Origin of the sequence: Sphingomonas sp. UV9, assembly GCF_004101245.1 — a bacterium.
Lineage (GTDB): Bacteria > Pseudomonadota > Alphaproteobacteria > Sphingomonadales > Sphingomonadaceae > Sphingomonas.
The window spans coordinates 1-22,306 of sequence record NZ_SCIN01000003.1 but is presented as its reverse complement, the minus strand read 5'-3'; the positions used below and the strand labels follow the sequence as shown (position 1 = coordinate 22,306).

The 22,306-nt window shown below is 66.0% G+C and carries 21 protein-coding genes and 1 tRNA gene; 11 read left to right on the top strand and 11 right to left on the bottom strand.

Annotation, left to right across the window (positions count from 1 at the left end):
• The first annotated feature begins 31 nt into the window (after positions 1 to 31).
• From EQZ23_RS12440 to EQZ23_RS12425, 4 genes are all read left to right on the top strand, one after another.
• The gene (locus EQZ23_RS12440) at positions 32 to 820 is read left to right on the top strand and encodes a hypothetical protein (protein WP_128454791.1); all 789 of its coding nucleotides are present in this window, start codon (positions 32 to 34) and stop codon (positions 818 to 820) included.
• A complete protein-coding gene (locus EQZ23_RS12435; RefSeq protein WP_128454790.1) occupies positions 817 to 1,158 on the top strand; it encodes a Rap1a/Tai family immunity protein in 342 nt (113 codons plus the stop codon). Before EQZ23_RS12440 ends, EQZ23_RS12435 begins: the two co-directional genes overlap by 4 nt.
• A gap of 222 nt (positions 1,159 to 1,380) precedes the next feature.
• A complete protein-coding gene (locus EQZ23_RS12430) occupies positions 1,381 to 2,112 on the top strand; it encodes a head GIN domain-containing protein (protein WP_128454789.1) in 732 nt (243 codons plus the stop codon).
• A 37-nt stretch (positions 2,113 to 2,149) separates the two neighbouring features.
• Positions 2,150 to 2,872, top strand: coding sequence for a DUF2807 domain-containing protein (locus EQZ23_RS12425; protein WP_128454788.1), 723 nt, complete (start codon positions 2,150 to 2,152; stop codon positions 2,870 to 2,872).
• A gap of 263 nt (positions 2,873 to 3,135) precedes the next feature.
• Here EQZ23_RS12425 and EQZ23_RS12420 read toward each other — a convergent pair whose 3' ends face one another.
• Positions 3,136 to 3,552, bottom strand: coding sequence for a DUF1489 domain-containing protein (locus tag EQZ23_RS12420; RefSeq protein ID WP_128454787.1), 417 nt, complete (start codon positions 3,550 to 3,552; stop codon positions 3,136 to 3,138).
• A 31-nt stretch (positions 3,553 to 3,583) separates the two neighbouring features.
• A complete protein-coding gene (gene mgtE / locus EQZ23_RS12415) occupies positions 3,584 to 4,993 on the bottom strand; it encodes a magnesium transporter (RefSeq protein ID WP_128454786.1) in 1,410 nt (469 codons plus the stop codon).
• A gap of 110 nt (positions 4,994 to 5,103) precedes the next feature.
• On the opposite strand from mgtE, the gene EQZ23_RS12410 reads away from it, so the two are divergent.
• A complete protein-coding gene (locus EQZ23_RS12410) occupies positions 5,104 to 5,559 on the top strand; it encodes a peptidylprolyl isomerase (RefSeq protein ID WP_128454785.1) in 456 nt (151 codons plus the stop codon).
• A 302-nt stretch (positions 5,560 to 5,861) separates the two neighbouring features.
• Here the strand turns inward: EQZ23_RS12410 and EQZ23_RS12405 are convergent, their stop codons facing one another.
• Positions 5,862 to 6,746 (bottom strand): LysR substrate-binding domain-containing protein, encoded by an 885-nt coding sequence (locus tag EQZ23_RS12405; RefSeq protein WP_128454784.1) that lies wholly within the window; start codon positions 6,744 to 6,746, stop codon positions 5,862 to 5,864.
• Between the two features lie 282 nt (positions 6,747 to 7,028).
• Here EQZ23_RS12405 and EQZ23_RS12400 point away from each other — a divergent pair, with 282 nt between their 5' ends.
• The gene (locus EQZ23_RS12400) at positions 7,029 to 9,302 is read left to right on the top strand and encodes a CDC48 family AAA ATPase (protein WP_128454783.1); all 2,274 of its coding nucleotides are present in this window, start codon (positions 7,029 to 7,031) and stop codon (positions 9,300 to 9,302) included.
• A 372-nt stretch (positions 9,303 to 9,674) separates the two neighbouring features.
• On the opposite strand, the gene EQZ23_RS12395 is transcribed toward EQZ23_RS12400, so the two are convergent.
• The 3 genes from EQZ23_RS12395 to EQZ23_RS12385 form a co-directional block, all read right to left on the bottom strand.
• Positions 9,675 to 11,081: a porin gene (locus tag EQZ23_RS12395; protein ID WP_240663636.1), complete on the bottom strand. Its 1,407-nt coding sequence runs from the start codon at positions 11,079 to 11,081 to the stop codon at positions 9,675 to 9,677.
• 306 nt (positions 11,082 to 11,387) lie between these two features.
• The gene (locus EQZ23_RS12390; RefSeq protein ID WP_128454782.1) at positions 11,388 to 12,695 is read right to left on the bottom strand and encodes an MFS transporter; all 1,308 of its coding nucleotides are present in this window, start codon (positions 12,693 to 12,695) and stop codon (positions 11,388 to 11,390) included.
• Positions 12,692 to 13,015: an antibiotic biosynthesis monooxygenase gene (locus EQZ23_RS12385; protein WP_128454781.1), complete on the bottom strand. Its 324-nt coding sequence runs from the start codon at positions 13,013 to 13,015 to the stop codon at positions 12,692 to 12,694. The genes EQZ23_RS12390 and EQZ23_RS12385 overlap by 4 nt, the downstream gene beginning before the upstream one ends.
• A gap of 192 nt (positions 13,016 to 13,207) precedes the next feature.
• Between EQZ23_RS12385 and EQZ23_RS12380 the strand changes: the two genes are divergently transcribed.
• Entirely contained in the window at positions 13,208 to 13,822 is a 615-nt protein-coding gene (locus EQZ23_RS12380) for a methyltransferase (protein ID WP_128454780.1), read from the top strand.
• 183 nt (positions 13,823 to 14,005) lie between these two features.
• Here EQZ23_RS12380 and EQZ23_RS12375 read toward each other — a convergent pair whose 3' ends face one another.
• Positions 14,006 to 15,166, bottom strand: coding sequence for a phosphatidylserine/phosphatidylglycerophosphate/cardiolipin synthase family protein (locus tag EQZ23_RS12375; protein WP_128454779.1), 1,161 nt, complete (start codon positions 15,164 to 15,166; stop codon positions 14,006 to 14,008).
• Between the two features lie 141 nt (positions 15,167 to 15,307).
• Between EQZ23_RS12375 and rpoZ the strand changes: the two genes are divergently transcribed.
• On the top strand, positions 15,308 to 15,652 hold the full coding sequence (rpoZ, locus tag EQZ23_RS12370) for a DNA-directed RNA polymerase subunit omega (RefSeq protein WP_055882033.1): 345 nt from the start codon (positions 15,308 to 15,310) through the stop codon (positions 15,650 to 15,652).
• Between the two features lie 400 nt (positions 15,653 to 16,052).
• Here the strand turns inward: rpoZ and EQZ23_RS12365 are convergent, their stop codons facing one another.
• Both EQZ23_RS12365 and EQZ23_RS12360 read right to left on the bottom strand, forming a co-directional pair.
• Complete coding sequence (locus tag EQZ23_RS12365) at positions 16,053 to 16,724, bottom strand: RlmE family RNA methyltransferase (protein WP_128454778.1); 672 nt, start codon at positions 16,722 to 16,724, stop codon at positions 16,053 to 16,055.
• Positions 16,721 to 17,761 carry a Ppx/GppA phosphatase family protein gene (locus EQZ23_RS12360; protein ID WP_128454777.1) on the bottom strand — a complete coding sequence of 347 codons (1,041 nt, stop codon included), beginning with the start codon at positions 17,759 to 17,761 and terminating at the stop codon, positions 16,721 to 16,723. The genes EQZ23_RS12365 and EQZ23_RS12360 overlap by 4 nt, the downstream gene beginning before the upstream one ends.
• A 185-nt stretch (positions 17,762 to 17,946) precedes the next feature.
• On the opposite strand from EQZ23_RS12360, the gene EQZ23_RS12355 reads away from it, so the two are divergent.
• Positions 17,947 to 18,020: transfer RNA gene (locus EQZ23_RS12355), tRNA-Gln, on the top strand.
• Between the two features lie 288 nt (positions 18,021 to 18,308).
• On the top strand, positions 18,309 to 19,397 hold the full coding sequence (locus EQZ23_RS12350; RefSeq protein ID WP_128455555.1) for a glycoside hydrolase family 43 protein: 1,089 nt from the start codon (positions 18,309 to 18,311) through the stop codon (positions 19,395 to 19,397).
• 51 nt (positions 19,398 to 19,448) lie between these two features.
• On the opposite strand, the gene EQZ23_RS12345 is transcribed toward EQZ23_RS12350, so the two are convergent.
• The gene (locus EQZ23_RS12345; RefSeq protein ID WP_128454776.1) at positions 19,449 to 19,751 is read right to left on the bottom strand and encodes a hypothetical protein; all 303 of its coding nucleotides are present in this window, start codon (positions 19,749 to 19,751) and stop codon (positions 19,449 to 19,451) included.
• A gap of 71 nt (positions 19,752 to 19,822) precedes the next feature.
• Between EQZ23_RS12345 and EQZ23_RS12340 the strand changes: the two genes are divergently transcribed.
• The gene (locus EQZ23_RS12340) at positions 19,823 to 20,251 is read left to right on the top strand and encodes a CBS domain-containing protein (RefSeq protein ID WP_128454775.1); all 429 of its coding nucleotides are present in this window, start codon (positions 19,823 to 19,825) and stop codon (positions 20,249 to 20,251) included.
• Between the two features lie 117 nt (positions 20,252 to 20,368).
• Here the strand turns inward: EQZ23_RS12340 and EQZ23_RS12335 are convergent, their stop codons facing one another.
• Positions 20,369 to 21,913, bottom strand: a complete 1,545-nt coding sequence (locus tag EQZ23_RS12335) for a lipopolysaccharide biosynthesis protein (protein WP_276318474.1) — start codon at positions 21,911 to 21,913, stop codon at positions 20,369 to 20,371.
• Positions 21,914 to 22,306: the final 393 nt, after the last annotated feature.

The following is a 22,306-nucleotide window of genomic DNA, read 5'->3' as shown; positions in this document are numbered from 1 at the left end:
GGGGTTGGCCCGCCGTGCCTGTCATTTGGGCATGGGCTTAGGCCTAGCGCTTGCACTCTTCGCACCCCAGGTTGCGTCGGCGCAGGTCGCGTCGGCCGGCGAGACGAGGGCTGGGGCGGCGAGCAAGGCGGCCGGTTCCACCAAGTCGCGCAAGGCCAAGGCGCCCAAGCGGTCCCGAACCAAGGCCGCCAAGCCGGTGGAGGCGGCCCCGCTGGTCCTGCCCCCGCAATCGGAGCCGGCGAGTCGCATGATCGCCTGGATCGCGGCAGAGCACGACAATGCCGGCTTGCCCTATGTCATCATCGACAAGCAGGCGGCTTCGTTGCTGCTGTTCAGCGCCACGGGCGACTTTCTCGGCCAGACGCCCGTTCTGCTCGGCGTCGGCGTGGGCGACGATTCCTCGCCGGGCGTCGGTGCGAAGGACCTCGCCGATATCGGCCCGGCCGAGCGGACCACGCCGGCCGGGCGGTTCGTCGCGAAGTTCGGCCGCGCCTTCGGTAACCAGCGCGTGATCTGGGTCGATTATGCCAATTCGGTCGCGCTCCACGCGGTGGTCACCACGCACAAGAGCGAGCACCGCGTCGACAGGTTGTTGTCGCCGACGCCGGACGACAACCGCATCAGCTTCGGCTGTATCAACGTCGGCACCAAATTCTACACCCGGACGCTCACGCCGCTGTTCCAGAAAAAGGGCGGCATCGTCTACATCCTGCCCGACACCAAATCGCTAGACGACGTCTTTCCCCGCGTGCGACTGTTGCCGTATGTCGGCACCGGATCGCCCGAACAGGGCGCGATCGGAACGGAAGGCCAGTCATGATCCTGCTGATGCTTGCGACGCTCGCTGCGGCGCCTCATCGACCGGCGGCACGACCGGTGGTGGTGAGTTCGCTGACGACTCAACAGCTGCTGGAATATTGCCGCGGCAAGGACAGCGATCCGACCGCCAATTTCTGTACCGGCTACATTCTCGGCGAATTCGATGCGCTGTCATTGTCGGGCGACATCTGCCCGTTGCCGGCCCGTGCCTCGAACATCGAGGTCGCCGCGACGGTGAGGAAATACCTGCACGCGCGTGCCAAGAAGACAGGCACCGGCGCGCCCTCCTTCGTCGTCCGCGACGCCCTGCGCGACGCCTACCCCTGCAAGCGCCGCTAAGCGCTGCATCCTCCCCCGCCAGGGGGAGGTGGCTGGCACTTGCCAGACGGAGGGGGGGGGTAAAGGGCAACGTAGGTTCCGTATCCTCCCCCTCCGTCACCTTCGGCGCCACCTCCCCCTTGCGGGGGAGGATCCCAGGGGCACACACCAGCCGCCCACGTAATTTCGCTTTGCAGCCCTCACGATCAGGTGTATTGCTCAAACAATACACAGGAGGATGCGATGAACTTTCTTGCGCTCGGGCTGATCATACCTCTCGCGGCCTGCTCGTTCAGTTGGAACGACGACAAGGAGGGATCGGGTGTGGCCGCGTCGGGATCGGGCACGACGCGTACGTTCCAGGTCGGCGATTTCGACCAGATCGATCTGCGGGGCTCGGACGACGTCGACGTCCGCGTCGGCACCGGCTTCTCGGTCCGCGCCGAGGGCCCGAGCGAGCAGCTTGATCGTCTTCGCATCGAGCGCGACGGCGAGACGCTCGACATCGGCCGCAAGAACGGGACGGGCTTCGGCTGGAACAAGGGCGCGAAGGTCAAGGTATACGTCACCTTGCCGCGGCTGACCGAGGCGACCATCTCCGGCTCGGGCAACATGGCGGTCGACCGCGTCGAGGGCAGCGCGTTCGAGGGCGGGATCGCCGGTTCGGGCAACCTGACGATCGCTGCCGTACAGGTCGACTCGGTGAAATTCTCGATCGCGGGCTCCGGCACGGCAAGCGCCAGCGGGTCCGCACGCGATCTGAGCGTCGAGATCGCCGGGTCGGGCAATGTCGAGGCATCGAAGCTCCAGGCGAAGTCCGCCAAGGTCGAGATCGCCGGCTCGGGCAGCGTCCGCGCGGTCGTCGACGGCCCGGCCAAGGTCGACATGATGGGCTCGGGCGACGTCGATCTCGGGCCGCGCTCGCGCTGCACGACGTCGAAGATGGGCTCGGGGAGCGTGCGCTGCGGTAACTGACTTGCAGGCGGGCCCTGAAGCGGCGACGGTTGCGGGCATGAGATATCTGCTCGCCCCGTTGCTGCTTTTGTCCTCGCCGGCGTTGGCCGCTCCGGTCGCTAGTCGGACGGTGTCGGTCGGCAGCTTCGACCGGATTCGCGTCGAGGGGCCGTTCGAGGTGCGCGTCACGATCGGTTCGCCGCGCGCGACGATCGCCGGCGATCCTCGGATCATCGAAGGCGTCGCGGTGCGTATCGACGGCACGACGCTGTCGGTCCGCAAGGGCACCGGCGGCTGGGGCGAGCAACCGAGGAGTGGCGCTGGCGCCGGGCCGATCGTCGTGACGCTATCGACTCCCGGGCTCGTCTCGGCGAGCGTGGCGGCCGGGGGGCGACTGACCATCGCCCGGATGCGCGGGATGAAGGTCGACGTGACGGTCGGCGGGAACGGCAGCCTGGCGCTCGCGGCCGCCGACACCGACCAGCTGAACGCGACGCTGATCGGCACCGGCCAGATGACGCTGGCCGGCCGCGCGTCCCGTGCGCGCCTGATCGCCAGCGGACCGGGCGCGATCGATGCGTCGGGGTTGGGGGTCAACGACCTCATTGTGCATCTCGACGGCGTCGGCGAGGTGAAGGCCGCGTCGCGCTATACGGCGGAGGTGACGAACAGCGGGCTGGGGACGGTCACGGTCGCGGGCAATGCGAAATGCCGGGTCGATGCGGCGGCTGGCGGGCCGGTGGTGTGTGGCGCACCGGGGCCTGCGGGGTCCGCCCAGTAAGGGAGAAGTCGTTCCGTTCTTGCCCGGTTTTTACGGATCGGCTTTCGTTTCTGCGTGCCCGATCCGACCGGTGTGTATCCGCATCCCCCAAATCCGTCACCCCAGCGAAAGCTGGGGTATCTCGCGGGGCAGATGACGCGCGCCACACGATGATATCCCAGCGTTCGCTGGGATGACGGGTGGACGGTCGGGCGGCAAAGCGGTTTGTCGACACGGCGGCTCCGCACGGGACAGACAATCGATCGCCAATCGCGCGCGCGCCCTCAGATCAGCGCCAACTCCGCCAGCTTCGTCATCAACGCCGGCGGCATCACGTCCAGCCCGGTCGCATCGCCGCCCAGATCGAGCGGCGCATCCGCCCCTTCCAGATACCGCCACCCCTGGTGCGCACGCTTGGGGCGGGCCTGGACCAGCACGAGCTTCGGATCGATATGGATCGCGACGCGCCCGCCCTCGGCCTCGCCGAACCCGAGGATCGGCGAGCGGGCGATCAGCTGGTGCTTCAGGATCCAGAACATCGAGCCCCCCTCGCCGACGGGCCCCGCGACCTCCTCATGCCGCTTGGGCAGATAGCGCGTCGTGAGAAACACCGGTCCTTCTTCTCCGCGCAGGCGAAGCCGCTCCGCCAAGTGATCGACGCTGTCCGCGCCGAACGCGACTTTGGTGAGGTGGAGCGGCATGCTGCTGAAAATGGGCTCTGAAAAGCGGCGGTCAACCGTGCAGCCCCCAAAGACTCGCCAGCCCCAGGAACGAGAAGAACCCCATCGTGTCGGTCATCGTCGTCACAAACACGGCGGAGGACACCGCCGGATCGATCCGGAACTTGTCGAGCGTCACCGGCACCAGCACGCCGCTGAGCCCCGCGACCAGATTGTTGGTCAGCATCGCCGCCGCGATCACGATCGACAAATTCTGGTTGTGGAAGATCAGATACGTGCCGAAGCCGATCAGCGTCCCCAGCATCACGCCATTGGCGGCGGCGATCCGGAACTCGCGCCCGATCATCCGCTTGGTGTTCGAACTGGTCAGCTGGTTGGTCGCGAGCGCACGGACGACCACGGCGAGCGTCTGCGTGCCGGCATTGCCGCCCATCCCCGAGACGATCGGCATCAGCACCGCGAGAAGCGCGAAGGCCGCGATCGTGTTCTGGAACAGCCCGACGACGGACGACGCGACCATCGCCGTGCCGAGATTGACCACCAGCCAGATGAACCGCGTCCGCACGGTCAGCCGGATCGGCTCGTTGATGTCGCCGTCGCCCGCGCCCGCCAGCCGCAGCGAATCCTCGCCCGCCTCTTCGGAGATGATGTGGACGATGTCGTCGACCGTGATCATCCCGACCAGCCGGCCGCCATGATCGACCACCGCGGCCGAGATCAGCGCGTATTTCTGAAACCTAAGCGCGACTTCCTCCTGGTCCATGTCGACCGGGATCAGCGTCTGTTCGCGCTTCATCACGTCGGCGATCGCGATGCCGCGCGGCGTGCGCAGCATCCACGACAGTTGGCACGTGCCGATCGGCCGGTGCGCGGGGTCGACGACGAAGATCTCCCAGAAATCGGTCGTCAGTTCCTCATGGCCGCGCAGATAGTCGATCGCGTCGCCGACCGTCCAATGCTCCGGCACCGCGATCAGCTCGCGCTGCATCAGGCGGCCGGCGGATTCCTCGGCGTAGCTCAGCGCCTCCTCGATCGCCGCGCGATCATCGGGGTCGAGCGCGCGCAGCACCGCGCGCTGCTCGTCCTCGTCCATGTCCTCGATGATCGCGACCGCGTCGTCGGTATCCAGCTCGGACGCGAGATCGGCGACCTGGTGCGGCTCGAGCGCATCGATCAGATCCTCGCGGACGTAATCGTTCATCTCGGCGAACACGTCGCCGCCGAGCAGGTCGGTGACCGCGCGGGCCAGCGCGGCGCGATCCTCCTGCGGGGTCAGCTCGAACAGATCGGCGATGTCGGCGGGGTGGAGCGGCTCGACCAGCGCGCGCGCCGCCTCGTCATTGCCCTCCTCGACCGCATCGAGCACGGCACGGACGAATTCGGGGCGCAGATGGTCGTCGCGGTCGAGCTGGGTCTCGGGCTGGGTTTCGGTTTCGACCTCGGGAAGCTCGAGTTCGCTCATGGCAGCCTCCCTTAAAAAGTACGCGGTTGGGCCCTAACCCGGTCGGCGTGCATTTGCCAGTCGGAGTGCGGCTCCCTATCTGCCCCCCATCAATTCAGGAGAAGACACCCATGGCCGATACCCCCGAAACGCTGACGCTGACCCTCGATGGCGGCGATGTCACGATCAAGTTGCGTCCGGATCTGGCCCCCAAGCACGTCGAGCGGATCGTCGAGCTGGCCAATGACGGCTTCTACGACGGCGTCGTGTTCCACCGCGTGATCCCGGGCTTCATGGCGCAGGGCGGCGATCCCACCGGCACCGGGACGTCGGGCTCGGACAAGCCGAACCTCAAGGCGGAATTCTCGGCCGAGCCGCACGTCCGCGGCGTGTGCTCGATGGCGCGCACCAACCAGCCCGACACGGCGAACTCGCAGTTCTTCATCGTGTTCGACGACGCGCGCTTCCTCGACAAGCAGTACACCGTCTGGGGCCAGGTCACGAACGGCATGGACCTGGTCGACGCGCTGCCGAAGGGCGAGCCGCCGAAGACGCCGGGCAAGATCATCAAGGCACGCGCGGCCTGAGCCGAACGCTGTCTCCGACGTAGCGAAGCTGCGCCGGAGACAGCCGAAGCCGGCCGGCGGAGCAAGGCTCCGTCCGACGGCGCGGCTTTGCCGCGACGCGGTTCGGGTCTGGAGGGCGTCGCGGAAATTCTTACGCTTCCCGCATTTAACTTAATCGCAACTCCACCCCGCACCGTCATCCAAGCGAAAGCTGGGATCTCCCGTTCGAGCCTAAGAGCTTCACCACGGGGAGACCCCAGGTTTCGCGGGGGTGACGACGAAGGTGCGCCGGCGCCGTGAGGCTCAGGTTTTGCCGCGGCACCTCAAACTTCCGCCAGCGCCTTGATCAGCCAATCATGGAACAGCTTCACCGGCTTGGTCTGCAGCGCCCGTGGGCGGCAGACGAACCAGTAGCTGTACGGGCTCTCCACCTCGATATCGAACAGCCGCACCAGCCGCGGATCGTTGGCATCCGCAAAATGGCTCGCATGCATGAACGCGACGCCCAGGCCCTGCGCGGCGGCCTCCAGCATCAACGCACCCGAATCGAAATGATCGATCGCCAGCGGCTCGATATCGTCGAGACCTGCCGCGGTCCGCCACGCGGTGAACGTATCCGTCATGTCGCGGTGCACCAACGCCGTCAGCGTCGACAGCTGTTCAGGCCGCGTGATCGGATCGGCGCGCTCCAGCAAACTCCGCGCGCCGATCACATACACCGAGTTGCGATCGAGCCGCCGCGCGTACAGCGACGGATCGATTTCGCGCGACAACGCGATCACCGCGTCGAGCCCATCGCCCAGCCGCGACACCAGATGCGCCGCGGTATCGATGTCGAGATGCAGCTCGGGATGCGCCTTGCGCAACTCGCCCAGCCGGGGAAACAGCTTCTGCGACGCGTAGAGCGGCAAGATTCCCAGCCGCAGCCGCAGCACCTCGGTCGTGCTGGTCATCGATTCGACCGCATCCGACAGCGAGTCGAGCACCGGCGCGATCTGCGCCAGCAACCGCTCGCCATCGGCGTTCAGCACCATCGCCTGGTGGCGACGCGCGAACAGCGGCTTGGCGATGAAGCGTTCGAGGCTCTGCACGCGGCGGCTGAGCGCGGGCGCGGACAGCGCCAGATCCTCGGCCGCGGCCTTGATCGACCCCAGCCGCGCGACCTGCACGAACGCCTCGATAGCCCCCAGTGGCGGCAGCCTGCGCATGATTCCTCTTTCGACTCGACGAGTGTGACAATGACCGCTGGACGCATTCATGCATGCGATTGCAGTTAGCGCAATCGTAGCTGATCCCTTCGCACTTGCAACATGAACCGTCTCGCCGCAAAAAGACCTCGCCTTTCAGGCATCCTCTCCTAAAAACTTTCATGGGCTGGCCTTCATTGGCCGGCCCTTTTTTTGTGCGTTTTCGCTGGCTGAAACGGGTCAAGTCCTCGCAAGCCCGGAACCCATCCCCATCTGACACGCTTCGAATACGAAGGAGTCGAGATGCCAGACAGCGAAACCCCGACGCGAAAAATCCAGGTCGCCAACGCGCGGCCCGAGGACAGCGGCCGCGGCCTGGCGCATCTGCCCCGCGCGCTGATGGCAACGCTCGGGATTGGCGAGGGCGACGTGATCGAGATCCTCGGCAAGCAGAACACGCCCGCGCGCGCCGTCGGACCCTATCCCGAGGACGAGGGCCTCGACATCCTCCGCATCGATGGCCTCCAGCGCGCCAACGCGGGCGTCGGCTCGGGTGATTTCGTCGAGGTGCGGAAAGCCGAGTCGAAACCCGCGACGCGTGTCGTCTTCGCGCCGGCGCAGCAAAATCTGCGTCTCCAGGGCTCGACCAACGCGCTCAAGCGCACCTTCCTCGGCCGCCCGATCTGCCAGGGCGACATCGTCGCGACCGCAGGGCATCAGCGCGTCGGCGACATGCCGCCGGGCGTCCAGCAGTTCATGAACGCGCCGGCCTATGCGCTCCAGGAAATCCGCCTCGCGGTGATCACCGCCAGCCCCAAGGGCGTGGTGCATATCGACGAGAACACCGAGATCGAACTGCGCTCCGAGTACGAGGAGCCGCAGGCCGCGCGCCGCGCCGACGTCACCTATGACGATATCGGCGGCATGGCGCAGACGATCGACCAGCTCCGCGAGATGGTCGAGCTTCCGCTCCGCTACCCCGAACTCTTCCAGCGATTGGGCGTCGATCCACCCAAGGGCGTGTTGCTGCATGGCCCTCCCGGAACGGGCAAGACGCGCCTCGCGCGCGCGGTCGCCAATGAATCCGACGCGCAGTTCTTCTTGATCAACGGCCCCGAGATCATGGGCTCTGCCTATGGCGAGTCCGAATCGCGTCTTCGCGAAGTGTTCGAGGAAGCCGCCAAGGCCGCACCCTCGATCGTGTTCATCGACGAGATCGACTCGATCGCCCCCAAGCGTGGCCAGGTGTCGGGCGAGGCGGAAAAGCGCCTCGTCGCGCAGTTGCTCACGCTGATGGACGGACTAGAGTCGCGCGCCAACCTCGTCGTGATCGCCGCCACCAATCGTCCCGAGGCGATCGACGAGGCGCTTAGGCGTCCCGGCCGGTTCGACCGCGAGATCGTCGTCGGCGTCCCCGACGAGCGCGGCCGTCGCGAAATCCTCGGCATCCACGCGCGCGGCATGCCGCTTGGTGACCGCGTCGATCTCGATGAGCTGGCGCGCACCACCTATGGCTTCGTCGGCGCCGATCTCGCGGCGCTGGCACGCGAAGCGGCGATCGAGGCGGTCCGCCGGATCATGCCCAAATTGAACCTCGAGGAGCGGACGATCCCGCCCGAGGTGCTCGACGAGCTGTCGGTCACGCGCGAGGATTTCCTCGGTGCGCTCAAACGCGTCCAGCCATCGGCGATGCGCGAGGTCATGGTGCAGGCGCCGACCGTGCGCTGGGCCGATGTCGGCGGGCTCGACGACGCGCAGATGCGGCTGAAGGAAGGCGTCGAACTCCCGCTGAAGAACCCCGACGCGTTCCGCCGTCTCGGCATCCGCCCGGCCAAGGGCTTCCTGCTCTACGGCCCGCCCGGCACCGGCAAGACGCTGCTCGCAAAGGCGGTTGCGCGCGAGGCGGAGGCGAACTTCATCGCCACCAAATCGTCCGATCTGCTGAGCAAATGGTATGGCGAGAGCGAGCAGCAGATCACCCGGCTGTTCCAGCGTGCGCGTCAGGTCGCGCCATGCGTGATCTTCATCGACGAACTCGATTCGCTCGTGCCGGCACGCGGCAGCGGCTCGGGCGAGCCGCAGGTGACCGAGCGGGTCGTCAACACGATCCTGGCCGAGATGGACGGGCTGGAGGAACTGCAATCGGTCGTCGTGATCGGCGCGACCAACCGCCCGAACCTGATCGACCCGGCGTTGCTGCGCCCGGGCCGGTTCGATGAGCTCGTCTATGTCGGCGTCCCCGACAAGGCAGGCCGCCGCCGTATCCTCGGGATCCAGACCCAGAAGATGCCGCTCGCGTCCGACGTCGATCTCGATCGCCTGGCGGACCGCACCGATCGCTTCAGCGGCGCAGACCTGGAAGACGTCGTCCGCCGCGCCGGCCTGGTGGCCTTGCGCCGCTCGATCGACTCGACCGACGTGACGATGGCCGACTTCGAAGGCGCCCTGAAGGAGTCCCGCGCCAGCGTCACGCCGGAAACCGAGCGCGAATACGAACAGATGGCCGCCCGGCTGAAGCAGGACGCGACGGCCATCCAGCCGCTCGGCTTCGCCTTCCCGGCAAAGAAGGACGACTAACCTTGCCCCCCTCTCTCTTCCCGGAAGAGGGGGCTCGCTCGACGGGACGGGCAAGACCCGCACCGTCGAGCGAGTGATGTCGGATATGGGTGGAGAGCGGTCGGGCCGCTTTCGCGTAGCGATCACCGTAAACAGCAGTTCGTTCAGGTAGTGGGGCAGGGGCCAAAGGACCGCGTCGGTTTGATAGCGGCCGGACCGCTTTCAAGCAGCAAGCGAGAAACAGATGTTCACACTCAGTGGCGCTACGCCGCCTAACCTTGGCTCAAGCGGGCCGCAGCCTGCGATAGACCGTGTCGAATGCCGTTAAGCGCGGTCAAGTGAACGGAAGGCAAGGCACCCCGCTCCAGGTGCGGCGCTCGGCGTCTCCCCGGCTCAGTAATTCCACTGCAATTGCGTACGGATCACGTCGCCCTCGGCGCGCCCCGCCCGTCGTTCGTCGCCTTCGCGCCGCTGCATATGGGCATAGGCAAGCGTCAGCTCGAGCACGGGGTTCGGCTGGAACTCAATCCCCAATTCGATCTCGTCGGTCTCGAGCCGGGGCGCGTTGGTCAGTGCCTTCCAGCCGCCGCGGTAATGTTGCCAGCGCGCATAGGGCATGAACGGCCCGACCGGCGAGCGCCGCACGCGTGCCATCGTCTGGACGTAGCCGCCGTTCAGCGGAAGGGAGCGGATCGCCTGGCGGGTCACGTCAAATTCGGGACCACGCCCCCAGTTCCATTCCGCCTGGAAGCCCAACGGTTGCGGGTAGAGCACCGCATGGATCCCGCCGCGTTCCTCGCGGTAGACGGTGTCGCTCGTTCCGCCGCTGCGGATTTCAGGCTGTACGCCATTGCGCAACAGGGCACCGCCCAGCTCGAGCACCTGCCCGGCGAACGCCCCGCCCAGCCCGTCGAGCGCGAACGGCCAGGTCGCCATCGCGACCGTCATCACGCCGTCGTTGGTTTCGGTCCGGTTGATCCCTTGCCCGTTGAAGACGCCAACGCCGAACGCGCCGTAATTGCCGAACAGCTTCTGCCCGTCCTCCTCCAGCCTCTGCCAGATGCGTTCGACCTGGCGTGGGGTGTAATAGGCGATCACGCCGATATCGCGCTCCCCCGGCACCGCACTATTGATGCCGTCGCTGCGATCGAGCGTCAGGCGGTTGGACGAGGATTGCATGTTCTCCCACCCGAACGGCACCTTCGACTGACCGAAGCGCAGCCGGAACCGCTTGTCGCGGTCGAGGAAGGTATCGACGTACGCGTCGCGGAGCTGGACAAACCCTTCGCGGCGTTCACCGCCCGACTGATTGGCGACGCTGTTTGCGAAGTCAGGCTGGAAGTAGAAGGAGACGCGGTCGCTGAGATCGCCCTGCAGGATCAGGCGAATTCGGCGGAAGGTGGAGTTGGTATCGTCGCCGATCCCGCCGTCCCCGACCGAGCGCAACCGCGAGATTCCGTCCGGCGCGCGCCGGTCGCCGCTGATGATCTCGTTGAAGCGCAATTGCGTATAGCCGCGAATGGCGATGCGGTCGTACCATTGCTGTCTGGCAGGTTTATCGACGGCAGCGATCGCGACCGTCGGTTGTTCCGCACGCGGCGCGGCCGGCGCGGCCGGCGCGGTCGTCGGCGCCGCTGCGACCGCCACACTCGCGGTCGGCGTCGGCGCGGGGCCGGGCGACGCCTTACCCTTTTGCGCGGCTTTCATCTCGGCAATCGTCGCCTTCAGTTCATCGATCTGCGCCTGCAATTCCTGCACCGTCTGCGCCTGCGCGCCTTCTACGGGGAGGATCGCGAAGATTGCGCCGAACGAGGCCGATAAAAGTCGTCGTTGCACGGATCATACTCACGGATCGTCGACGCTGCAGGCGATACGGCACCGCCCCTGATCGTCGCTGCAACCCCGAACAAGGGCCGCCGATCGGCCCGCCTATTGCCGCAGGAGCAGGACCTCGGCAAGATCCCGTCGCAGTGCCGATACTGCTGCTACCAAAGTCCGAAATTGGACAGTTACGGTCTTCCAATTCACCTCGCCGCGTCTTTGGCGACCTCTTTGTTTCGATATCGAAACGGTCTGCAGCTTACCTGTCCTTGGTGTAACCTTATCCTAACCTTTGGCGTCCTTCAGCGCCACATAGGCATAGGCAACCATCACGACGCACGCTGCGCCTGCGACCAGATAGGGCAGCGAGTGCTGGGCTTCGTACAGCCCGACGCCGATCGACGGGCCGAGCACGAAGCTGGCGCCGTTGATGCTCGTCACCTTGCCGGCGACCGAGCCTTGCGCATTGGCCCCGACCGCGAGCGACGAGCCTGCGGTGAACCCCGGGCGGGTGAAGCCGAAGCCGAGGCTTGCCAGCGCATAGGCCGTGGCGATCGTGTAGAGCGACGTCGCGAGTCCCGTCAGCGCGGTGCCGACCGCCGCCAGCACCAGGCCGGTCAGGACCAGCTGCCGCGGGGTCAGGTTCAGCCGTGGGATGATCCCCCATTGCGCGAGCAGCGCCGCGCCCGCGCCCATCATCAGGACGATGCCCGTGGGCTCCAGCGCCAGCGCGGGGGCGAGGTGGAGGCGGTCGATCACGAGGAAGCCGATCGCCTGTCCGGTCATCGCCTGCGCGTGGCCCATCACCAGTCCGGCGATCATCCATGCGCGGATCCGCGGGTCGGTATAGCCGACATGCTCGACATGCGAGCCGGTGGCGGCGGCGACCGAGGCTCCGGTTGGGGCGCCGCCGATCGACGGGTACGCCGAACTGGCGCCGTGCGTCTCGTGCGGTGCGACGATCTTGTCGTCGGGCAGCATCCGCCGCACCGTGATCCACACCGCCACGCCGAACACCGCGAACAGGAAGGCGGGGCCGGCGAGCCCGATCTCGACCCCGCCGATCGAGCCCAGGATCAGATACGGCGCGATCGCCGGCCCCAATATGGTGCCGAGCCCGAACGCGGAGGCGAGGAGGGTCAGTGCTTTGGTCCGCTCCTCGCGCGTCGTCTCGCCGGCGACCAGCGCCTGCACCGCGGGCGGCGCAGCGGCGCCGAACGTCCCGTAGATCAGTCGTCCGCCGATAAAGCACAGGAACGCGGTCGTGCCGCCGATCCACGCGTTGATCCCGGCCAGCAGGAACACGCCGCACAAGGCCAGCGATACGCTGAACCCGCCGACTCCAAGCAGGATCATCGCCCGCCGGCCGTGCCGGTCCGACCGGTTCGCCCAGAACGGCGCGGCGATCACCCACAGCAGCGCGGAGACCGAGAACGCCGCCGCCACCGCGCTGTCCGCGACGCCGAGCGACCGCCCGAGCGCGGGCAACACCGATTGCAGCGCGGTATTGCCCGCCGCGATCGTCAGCATCACGAGGAACATCAGCGCGAAGCGGCGGTCGATCTTCGGGCCGTCCAGCGACGCGCCGGTCATGGCCGCGCCCAGTCGTATGCCCGCTCGACTCGCGCGACGGTCACCGCATAGCGGTCGTACCAGAGCGCCCGCCCGGACTCGCGAATCGCGGCATGCTCCGGGTGGTGACGCCATGCGATCGCGGCGTCGTCGTCCGCCCAGTAGCTGACGGTGATTCCCATGCCGTCCGCCTGCCGCGCGCTGTCGACCCCGCGATAGCCGGGCTGCGCGGCGGCGAGCGCGTCCATCGCCGCTGCGGCTTCGGCATAGCCGATCATGTCCGCGCCGTTACGAAACGACACGAAAATGACCGCCACTTCTCCTGTTCGATCGTCGTGCATGCTCTGTGCTTAAGCGATGGCGCGGGCTTGGCAACGGCGTTGGCCGATCGGCGGAACCACTTGTCGTCACACGACTTCCACTTCGGTTCGTCGCCGCATGCAACCCGCAGCCCTTGAAACGCGTTCGGAATTCGTGCGACGGGAGGGGCAAAGCCCCGCCACCGTGCGGGACCCCTGATCGTAAGGAACACGATGCCCAGTTCGACCACCGCCACCCGGCGTGCACGCAGCCGACCCGCCGGCGTGCCGTCCCCGTGGCAGATGTTTTTTTCGGGGTTCCTGAAACATCCCGTCATGGTCGGATCGATCGTGCCGTCATCGGACAAGCTGATCCGGAAAATGCTAGGCCCAGTCGACTGGGCGAACTGCAAGCTCTTCGTCGAGTACGGCCCCGGCGTCGGCACCTTCTGTCGCCCGATCCTCGACCGTATGGCGCCGGATGCCAAGCTGGTGGTGATCGATACGAACCCCGAGTTCATCCAGTATCTGCGCCACACGATCACCGATCCGCGCTTCTGCGCGGTGTTGGGGTCGGCGGACGAGGTCGAGACGATCGTCGCCGACCACGGCTTCGAAAAGGCCGATTACGTGTTGTCGGGTCTGCCCTTCTCGACGCTGCCCCCCGGCGTCGGCCCGGCGATCGCGACCGCGACGCATGCGGTGCTGCGGACCGGTGGCGCGTTCCTGGTCTATCAGTTCTCGCCCAAGGTGAAGGACTTCCTGACGCCGCATTTCGATGCGATCGACCACGACATGGAGTGGTGGAACGTGCCCCCGGCGCAGTTGTATTGGGCGTGGAAGGCCTGACGCAGGCGCGGCAACGCCCGCGACGCTGCGCGGAGCGATAGCGCCGCGCAGCGTCAGGCCCGGCCGGCGGGTCGGCTGAAATAGCCGAACCCGTCCGACGGTGGCTTTGCCGTCGGCGCTGGTGACTTGAGATTATCGGAACCCAACACTCCTCCCCGTCAGGGGGAGGACCGATATTGCCCGCTACTCATCAATCCCGAAATTCAGGCCACGCGACAAGCTCGGGTCCACCACCGCGACCACGAAATACGCACCGAGTTGCTTCAACCGCTGCACCCAGCCGGTGTTCGCCTGGTACAGCGCCTTGGTCACCTCGGTCGACTTCGCCACTTCGCCGTCGATGTACTTGCCAACGTGCGTCGCAAACGCGGCGTCCTCGATCCGGAGCATCAGTTCGAGGTTGATGAACAGGCTGCGCATGTCGAAGTTCGCGGAGCCGATATGGACCGCATCGTCGATCACGTAGAGCTTCGTGTGCAGCTTGGTCGGCTGATATTCGAACACCCGCACGCCCTTGCGGAGCAGGCCGGCATAGGTGAACCGTGCGGCGGCGATCGTGGCGTTATTGTCCGATTTGCTGGCGGTCACGATCCGCACGTCGGCCTGCCGACGCCCGGCCTTGTCGAGCCGGCGCAGCAGCGCGGGGCTAGGCGTGAAATAGCCGGCGATGATGTCGATCCGTCGGCCGGCGCGCATGTCGTCGCGCACCGCGCGCGCCCAGGGCGATAGTTTTCGCGTCGGGCCGCCGATCAGCCAGCGCGTGGTCCCCTTCGTCTCGCTCCAGCGCGACAACGCGGCGTTCAGGTGGCGGAGCTTGCCCCTCGGCTCGTGGATCCAGTCCTTCAGCGCATCGAAATACCCTGCGAGCCGGCCCGCTGCCGGCCCCTCGACCAGCAGGCCTAGGTCGCGCCAGGCCTGCTCGGCGGCCGTGCCGAAATAATCGTCCTCGATGTTGAAGCCGCCGATGATGATTCGCGTTTCGTCTGCTAGCGCGAGTTTCTGGTGATTGCGCAGCAGATAGCGGCGACCGAACCGTGCAGAGAAGCGGCAGACCGAGATGCCCGCGGTTTCCAGCGGCTCAAAGAACGCGTCGGGGGCATCGTCGCTGCCGAAGCCGTCGACGATCAGCGCGACTTCCACCCCGCGCTCGGCGGCAGCGATCAGCGCTGCGTTGACGCGCTTGCCCGACTCGTCGTCGGCGTAGATGTAGTAGAGTATGCGGAGAGTCCGCTCGGCACCGTCGATCAGCGCGAGGACCGCGTCGAGGCGGCGCGGGCCTGTATCGAGCAGCGTCATCTGGTTGCCGTCGACGGCAAAAGTCGGCTGGTCTGCGGGATCGTCCATGCGGCGCGTGATGGACATGGGGGGCGTCGGTGGCAACCCGCAGGGGGCTCCATGATGCGGGGGCGGCGGAATTCTTGACTTTGCGGGCCACCCCCCGTAGGCGACGCATTCTCATTCTATCGTTGTTACGAAGGAAGCCGCATGGCGCGCGTTACCGTCGAGGATTGTGTCGACAAGATCCCCAACCGGTTCGACCTGGTGTTGTTCGCGGCCCAGCGTGCGCGCCAAATCTCGGGCGGTGCAGAACTGACGCTCGACCGCGACCGCGACAAGAACCCCGTCGTCGCCCTGCGCGAGATCGCCGACGAGAACGTCAAGCCGGCGCATCTGAAGGAACAGGTCATCCAGGGCCTGCAAAAGGTTCGCGTCGACGACGACGACGAGGTCGATGCCGTCGGCAGCCTGGCCGCTTCGGCTGAGGCGCTGCGTCTGACGGCTGCGGCACCGCCGCGGAACCAGAATTTGGGTGCGGATTACGAGGGTTGAGGCAGCGGGATTAGCGCGAGCTAATCCGCTTCTCGGCCGAAACCCCGGCCGGCGGGCATAGCCCGGCTGACGACGCGGCGTTGCCGCGGCGCGTGATATAGAAAAAGCCCGTGGACCCAGGTCCGCGGGCTTTTTCTATGCCCTCTCCCTGAAGGGGAGAGGGAAGGGGCCCGCGGCCCTTGCCGTGGGAAGGGTGAGGGCGCGCGATAGTCGGTGCGGCTCGCCCCCTGTTCTCCCGCGAATGCGGTAGCCCAGCCTGGGGCCCCGCCTTCGCTGGGAAACACACTTGCTAACGTCGCGCCCGGTATCACCCGGAGGCAGTGCGCCACGGCAAAGCCGTGTCGTCAGTCGTTGCTGCGCAACGCTGGCCGGGCTTTCGGCTGGTCCGAAAATAGCTGCGCTATTTCGGGTCTCGGCCCTTAAACCCCTGCGCCACCACGAACCACTCGACCGACCCCTTGCGGCTCGCCGGTGGCTTGGCATGCTTCACCGTCTTGAAGTTCCGCTTCATCTCCGCAACCAGCTCCGAATCCGCGCCACCCGCGAACACCTTCGACACGAACGTGCCACCCGGCTCCAGCACGTCGCACGCGAACGCCAGCGCGGTCTCGACCAGCGCCATCGTTCGCAAAGCATCGGTCTGCGGATGCCCCACCGTGTTCGCCGCCATGTCCGACAACACCAGGTCCGGCGCGCCGCCCAATGCCTCGATCAGTTTCCCCGGTGCCGCATCGTCGAGAAAATCCATCTCGAAGATCGTCACGCCCTCGATCGGATCGACCGGCAGCAGGTCGATCCCGACCACCGCGGCCTTGGGTATCCGACGCCGGATCACCTGCGCCCAGCCACCCGGCGCGAGCCCCAGATCGACCACGCGCTTCGAGCCCCGGATCAGTTCGAACCGCTCGTCCAGCTCGATCAGCTTGTAGGCGGCGCGGCTGCGATAGCCGTCGGCCTTGGCGCGCTTCACATACGGATCGTTCAGCTGTCGCTCGAGCCAGCGCGTCGACTGCGCGGTCCGCTTGCGGGCCGTAAGCACGCGCACATGCCCGCCCGAGCCACCGCGGCTCATGCCCCGGCTCCCGACTTGCCCGGCTTGGGCGCGCCCATCAGCCGGCGGAGAATGCCCTCGCGAATGCCGCGGTCGGCGATGCCGAGCCGTTCAGCGGGCCACAAATCCATGATCGTCTCCAGAATGGCACAGCCCGCGACCACCAGGTCGGCGCGCTCGTTGCCGATGCACGGCAGCTTGGCGCGCTCCGTGATCGACATATGGGAAAGGTCGGCGCTGATCTTGCGCATCGCCGAGGCAGGTACGATCAGTCCGTCGACGACCGAACGGTCGTAATGACTGAGCCCGAGATGGACGCTGCCGAGCGTCGTCACCGTGCCGCTGGTGCCCAGCAACCGCGGCCGCTCGATATGCCGGGGCAGGCGGCTTGCAAACCCCGCGAAACTCTCCGCCACCACGCTCCGCATCTTTGCATACGCGGCACGCCGAGCGTCCTCGCCCTCACCGCCGCCCGCGTGCTCGGTGAGCGACACCACGCCCCAGGGTGCCGAATGCCAGTCGAGCACGGTCGGGATCGGCGTCGAGGTATCGACCAGCACAAGCTCGGTAGATCCGCCGCCGATATCGAACACCAGCGCCGGGTCTTCGCCGGGCTCGATCAGCGCGTGGCAGCCGAGCACGGCCAGCCGCGCCTCTTCCTCGGCGGAAATGATGTCGAGATGGATCCCCGTCTCGGCCAGCGCGCGCGCGATGAAGTCGGGGCCGTTCGATGCCTGCCGACACGCTTCCGTCGCGACCGATCGCGCGAGCGTGACGTTGCGCCGCTGGAGCTTGTCCGAACACACGCGTAGAGCAGCGATCGTCCGCTCGATCGCCGCGTCACTTAGCTTGCCGGTCGACGCCAAGCCTTCGCCCAGCCGGACGATTCGCGAGAACGCATCGATTACTGCGAACCCGCCAGCCTGGGGGCGCGCGATCAGCAATCTGCAATTGTTGGTGCCGAGATCGAGCGCGGCAAAAGCCTGCGCATCGGCCCACCGCCCACGACTGGGCCGGGTCGCCGCCGGACGGGCAGGACTACCCTGCCGGGACGGCATTCGGGCGGAAACATCCCCCATCGCCGTAAAACTCGCTATCTATGTCTGCCGCCGCGGGAAAATACCCGCCCGGTGCTTGAAGGCGAATGTAGCGCGGCGGCGCGATTACGCAAGCGACGTGGCACATCGGCAACATCTTGGCGTTGACAGCGCCAAACCGCCCGCCTAGATCGCGCCCTCGCTGATGCCCCGTCGTCTAATGGTAAGACTGCGGTTTCTGATACCGCCTATTGAGGTTCGAATCCTCACGGGGCATCCAGCGGTCGATCTATCCGACCTGCGGCGATCCAGATCCTTCATCACTGTCGTATCCGTAGCCCCGAGGCCCGCGTGATTATCGTCGAGACGGGGCCGGACGTCTTGCGCGATCGCTTGCTCGTCGCGTCGCCCTTCAGCCGATCACTGACACCACGGCGACGGATTCCGCCCAGAGCGTGAGCAATCCCTTGCTCCTCCACGCGCACCTTCATATGGTAGCGCTATCTACCGTAGTGCATCGCTCGACAGACCTCGAAGAAGGTCGCCCGACAGGAAGGATTGAATGACTATGCGCCTTCGCTCACCCGCTCTCATCGCGACGTTGCCGTGTCTGCTCGTCGCCGGCCTCGCGCTCGCACAGAGTACCACCAAGGCAGAGCCCCGCAGTCCTGACGGCAAACGCTATCTGGCACAGCCGCTCGTCACCAAGATTTATGTCGCCGATCCCTCCGCGCATGTCTTCAATGGCAAGATCTACGTGTATCCTAGCCACGACGTCGACGCCGGCATCCCGGACGACGACCTGGGCAATCAATATGCGATGCACGATTACCGGGTGCTGAGCATGGATCGCCCCGGTGGGCCGGTGACGATCCATCCGGTCGCGATCGACGTGAAGCAGATTCCCTGGGCATCCAAGCAGACCTGGGCCCCGGACGCGGCCTATAAGAACGGCACCTATTATCTTTATATGCCCGCGCGCGACGAACAGGGTGTGTTTCGCATCGGAGTCGCCACGTCGAAGTCCCCGACCGGCCCGTTCAAGGCCGAAGCGCAGCCGATCCGAGGCAGTTATTCGATCGATCCCGCGGTGTTCACGGACACGACCGGCGAAAGCTACATGTATTTCGGCGGCATCTGGGGCGGCCAGTTGCAGCGCTGGAGCAAGGGCAGTTTCGATCCGAACGCCGGCGATACCGATCTGAAACAGGACGATCGGCCGGCGCTATCCCCGAAGGTCGCGCGGATGTCGGCGGACATGAAGCAGTTCGCCGAGCCTCCGCGCGACGTGCAGATCGTCGACGAGGCCGGCAAGCCGCTGCTGGGCGGCGATCACGACCGGCGCTTTTTCGAAGCATCGTGGATGTTCAAGCGCGGGGGTAAATATTACTTCACCTATTCGACCGGCGACACGCATTTCCTGGCCTATGCGATCGGCGACAATCCCTATGGGCCGTTCCGCTATACCGGCCATATCCTGTCGCCGGTCCAGGGGTGGACGTCGCACCATTCGATCGTCCAGTTCCAGAATCGCTGGTGGCTGTTTTATCACGATACGCAATTGTCGAATAAGAACCATCTCCGCTCGACTAAGATGACCGAATTGGTCTTCAATCCGGACGGCACGATACGGCTGATCGATCCGTTCAAGAAATGATCCAGCGGGGTTCCGGTGCGCCGGAACCCCGTCTGTCGGTAACAGGTAGGCTCAGTCGATCCGCGTCACGTCCTCGTCGTGCCCGCTTCCCGAACTGAGGAAGGCGAGCCCCATCAGTAGGCCGGCCATCATCACCGATCCGCCGACCCCGCCGATCACCGCCAGCATCGTCACCAGATGCAGCGGTCCCTGCAGATGCGCCATCGTCGCGATCACAGCCGCGACGCAGATCGCCGCGGCCAGGACCATCCACGCCATGATCCCACGAAACCGCGCCCAGGCGAACGCGGCATAGTGCGGATCGTCGAGTCCGGTCGGTCGGTCGGCCGGAGCATCGGGCAGGATATCGGTCATCGCTTCACATTGCCGCGCAAACATGGTTTCCTCAAGCCACGCGCAACAGACGCAATGGAGGAGAGGCGAAGATGACGATCGCAGCGATCCTGAAGGACCGGCAGGGCGGCATAGAGTCGTTGACCCCCGATGCGACTGTGGCGGAGGCGGTGGCACTGCTCGCGGAGAAGCGGATCGGCGCTGCACCAGTGCTCGACGGTGGCCGGGTGGTCGGCATCTTCTCCGAACGCGACGTCATCCACTGCCTGCAAGCCGATGGTGCCGCGGCACTGGCGCAGCGGATCGGCGACGTGATGACCACGGCGGTGAAGTCGGTCGGCCCGAACGAGTCGGCGATCGGCGCGCTATCGCTCATGACCCAGCGGCGGATCCGTCATCTTCCCGTGATCGAGGGCGACACGCTCGTCGGCTTCGTCTCGATCGGTGACCTCGTCAAATTCCGCATCGACCGCATCGAAGCCGACGCCGCGGCAATGCGCGAATACATCCAGTCCGCCTGACCAAGGCTCTTCCGATTATCCTTCCCCGGTGGGGGGAGGCGGATCGCAAAGCGGGACGGAGGGGGAGGACACGGCACCGCAGTTTGATGTTACCTCGACTACGCGTGCGGGGATCGCTCAAGCCGCAACCGGCTGTTTCCGCACGACCGCGACCAGTTCCCGGATCGTCGACCGCGCAAAGACCAGCATCCAGCTCGCATAGACCACGGCACCGACCGGGACGAGCACGGCCAGCCGCCAATGCGTATCGAGTGGCGGCAGGGTGCGATCGACCAGCGTGACGACCGCCGCCATCGCCATCGCCGCAATCGTCGGCGATGCGACGGCGCGGACCACGTCACGCGCCCGCACGCCGATAACGGGCAGGGTCCGCCACGCGCTGATCGCCAGATAGACCGGATACGCCGCGATCCAGGCGATCCCTAACCCGGTTGGGCCCCATTGCACGCCGACCAGGAACGCGCTGGTCAGGATCAGCGCCCCGGTCGCGCCGTTGCGGACGCCGATTCCCGGCCGACCGCGTGCATCGGAGGCTGGCGTAAACAGCACCTGCAGCGTCATGAACGGCATCGCCAGCGCGAGCAGGTGCACCACCGGTGCGGTCTCGCGCCATTTTTCACCAAGGACGGTCAGCACCAACGGTTCGGCGGTCGCGGCCAGGCCAAGATAGAACGGCATCGCGACCATCATCACCATCCGCACGCCTTTTACGAACGCGCGTCCGATCGCATCGGGATCAGCCTGCATCCGCGCATAGGCAGAAAAGGCGACTTCGTTCAGCGGCGGCACGAATTTCGAGACGAAAATCTGCGTGAGGAACAGGCTGGTCGTATAGATACCGAGCATGTGCGGAGAAAAGCTGCGTCCGGCGATGAACACGTCCGCCTGGCTTTGCAGGAACCAGAACAACTGTCCCGCCGCCATCACCCCGCCATAGCGCGCGATCGTCCCCGCGCCCCGAAAGTCGAAGCTCGGCCAGACGAGCGACCGCGCGCTCCACGTCATCATCGCCCCGCGCACGCTGAACAGCACGATCGGCGCAAGCACCAGCGTCCACACGCCAAGACCATAGAGCGCCCCGCCGAGCGCCGCGCTGGCCGAGGCGATCGATGCGGTGATGTTCGCCTTGGCCTGGTGACGGAAATCCATCGCCCGCGACAACAGCGCATAAGGGAGCGCGATGAACGGTGTCGTCAGATAGAGCAGCGCCTGGACGCGGAGCATGTCGCCGACGATCGGCTGGCGATAATAGGCGGAGGCGAGCGGCGCGAGCGAGACCTGCGCGATGGCGAGCCCGACGTTCAGGACGATCAGCATCCCGAACAGCTGGCGCACTTCGCGGTCGCTGATCTCCTTCTGCTGGATCAGACCGCTCGCCAGCCCATAGCCGTTGAGCATCGCCATGAAGGTAAGGATCACCTGGCACATCGCGAACAGGCCGTAATCGGCGGGTGCGAGGATCCTGATCACCAGGAACGTCGCGCACCATTGCACCATCTGCGCGACGATCTGGCTTCCCGACCGCCATATGAGCGCGCTGCGGACCTGTCCGGCGAGTGAGACCGGGTCGGTAGGCGTGCCAGACGGGCCGAGCGCCGACACGGTCTCGGGCACGCTCGCCGGCGGGGGGGCGGGGATCGCGGTATCCATCGTATTGGGCATCTAGCGGTATGGGCCTTCACAAGCGCTTAAGGCGAGGCCCTAAAGACAGATGGTAGGTCGTGGCGAAATGCGCGAGCAGCCAACACGACGTCGAACGGCGGAACGACGTGCGATTACAAACACTTCGCCAGGCACCGGGCAAGCGGCACAGGGCGTCAAAAACGCGCCAACGCGAGAAAATTGCCACAAAAATGAAAGATAGTGTTTGACGCGAATCGGAGCTGGCCCTAGAGGGGTGTCACCGCAGCGAACGACCTCAGGGTTTGGTTGCTACGGTCGCAAAAAACCAGATGCTTCAAGCTTTCCGAGAGGGAGGTTATGCGAGTGTCGGTATTTTTGTCGGCTCTTTGACATTGTAGGTTAAGATGAAGGGACATGTGGGCGGCGGCTTGC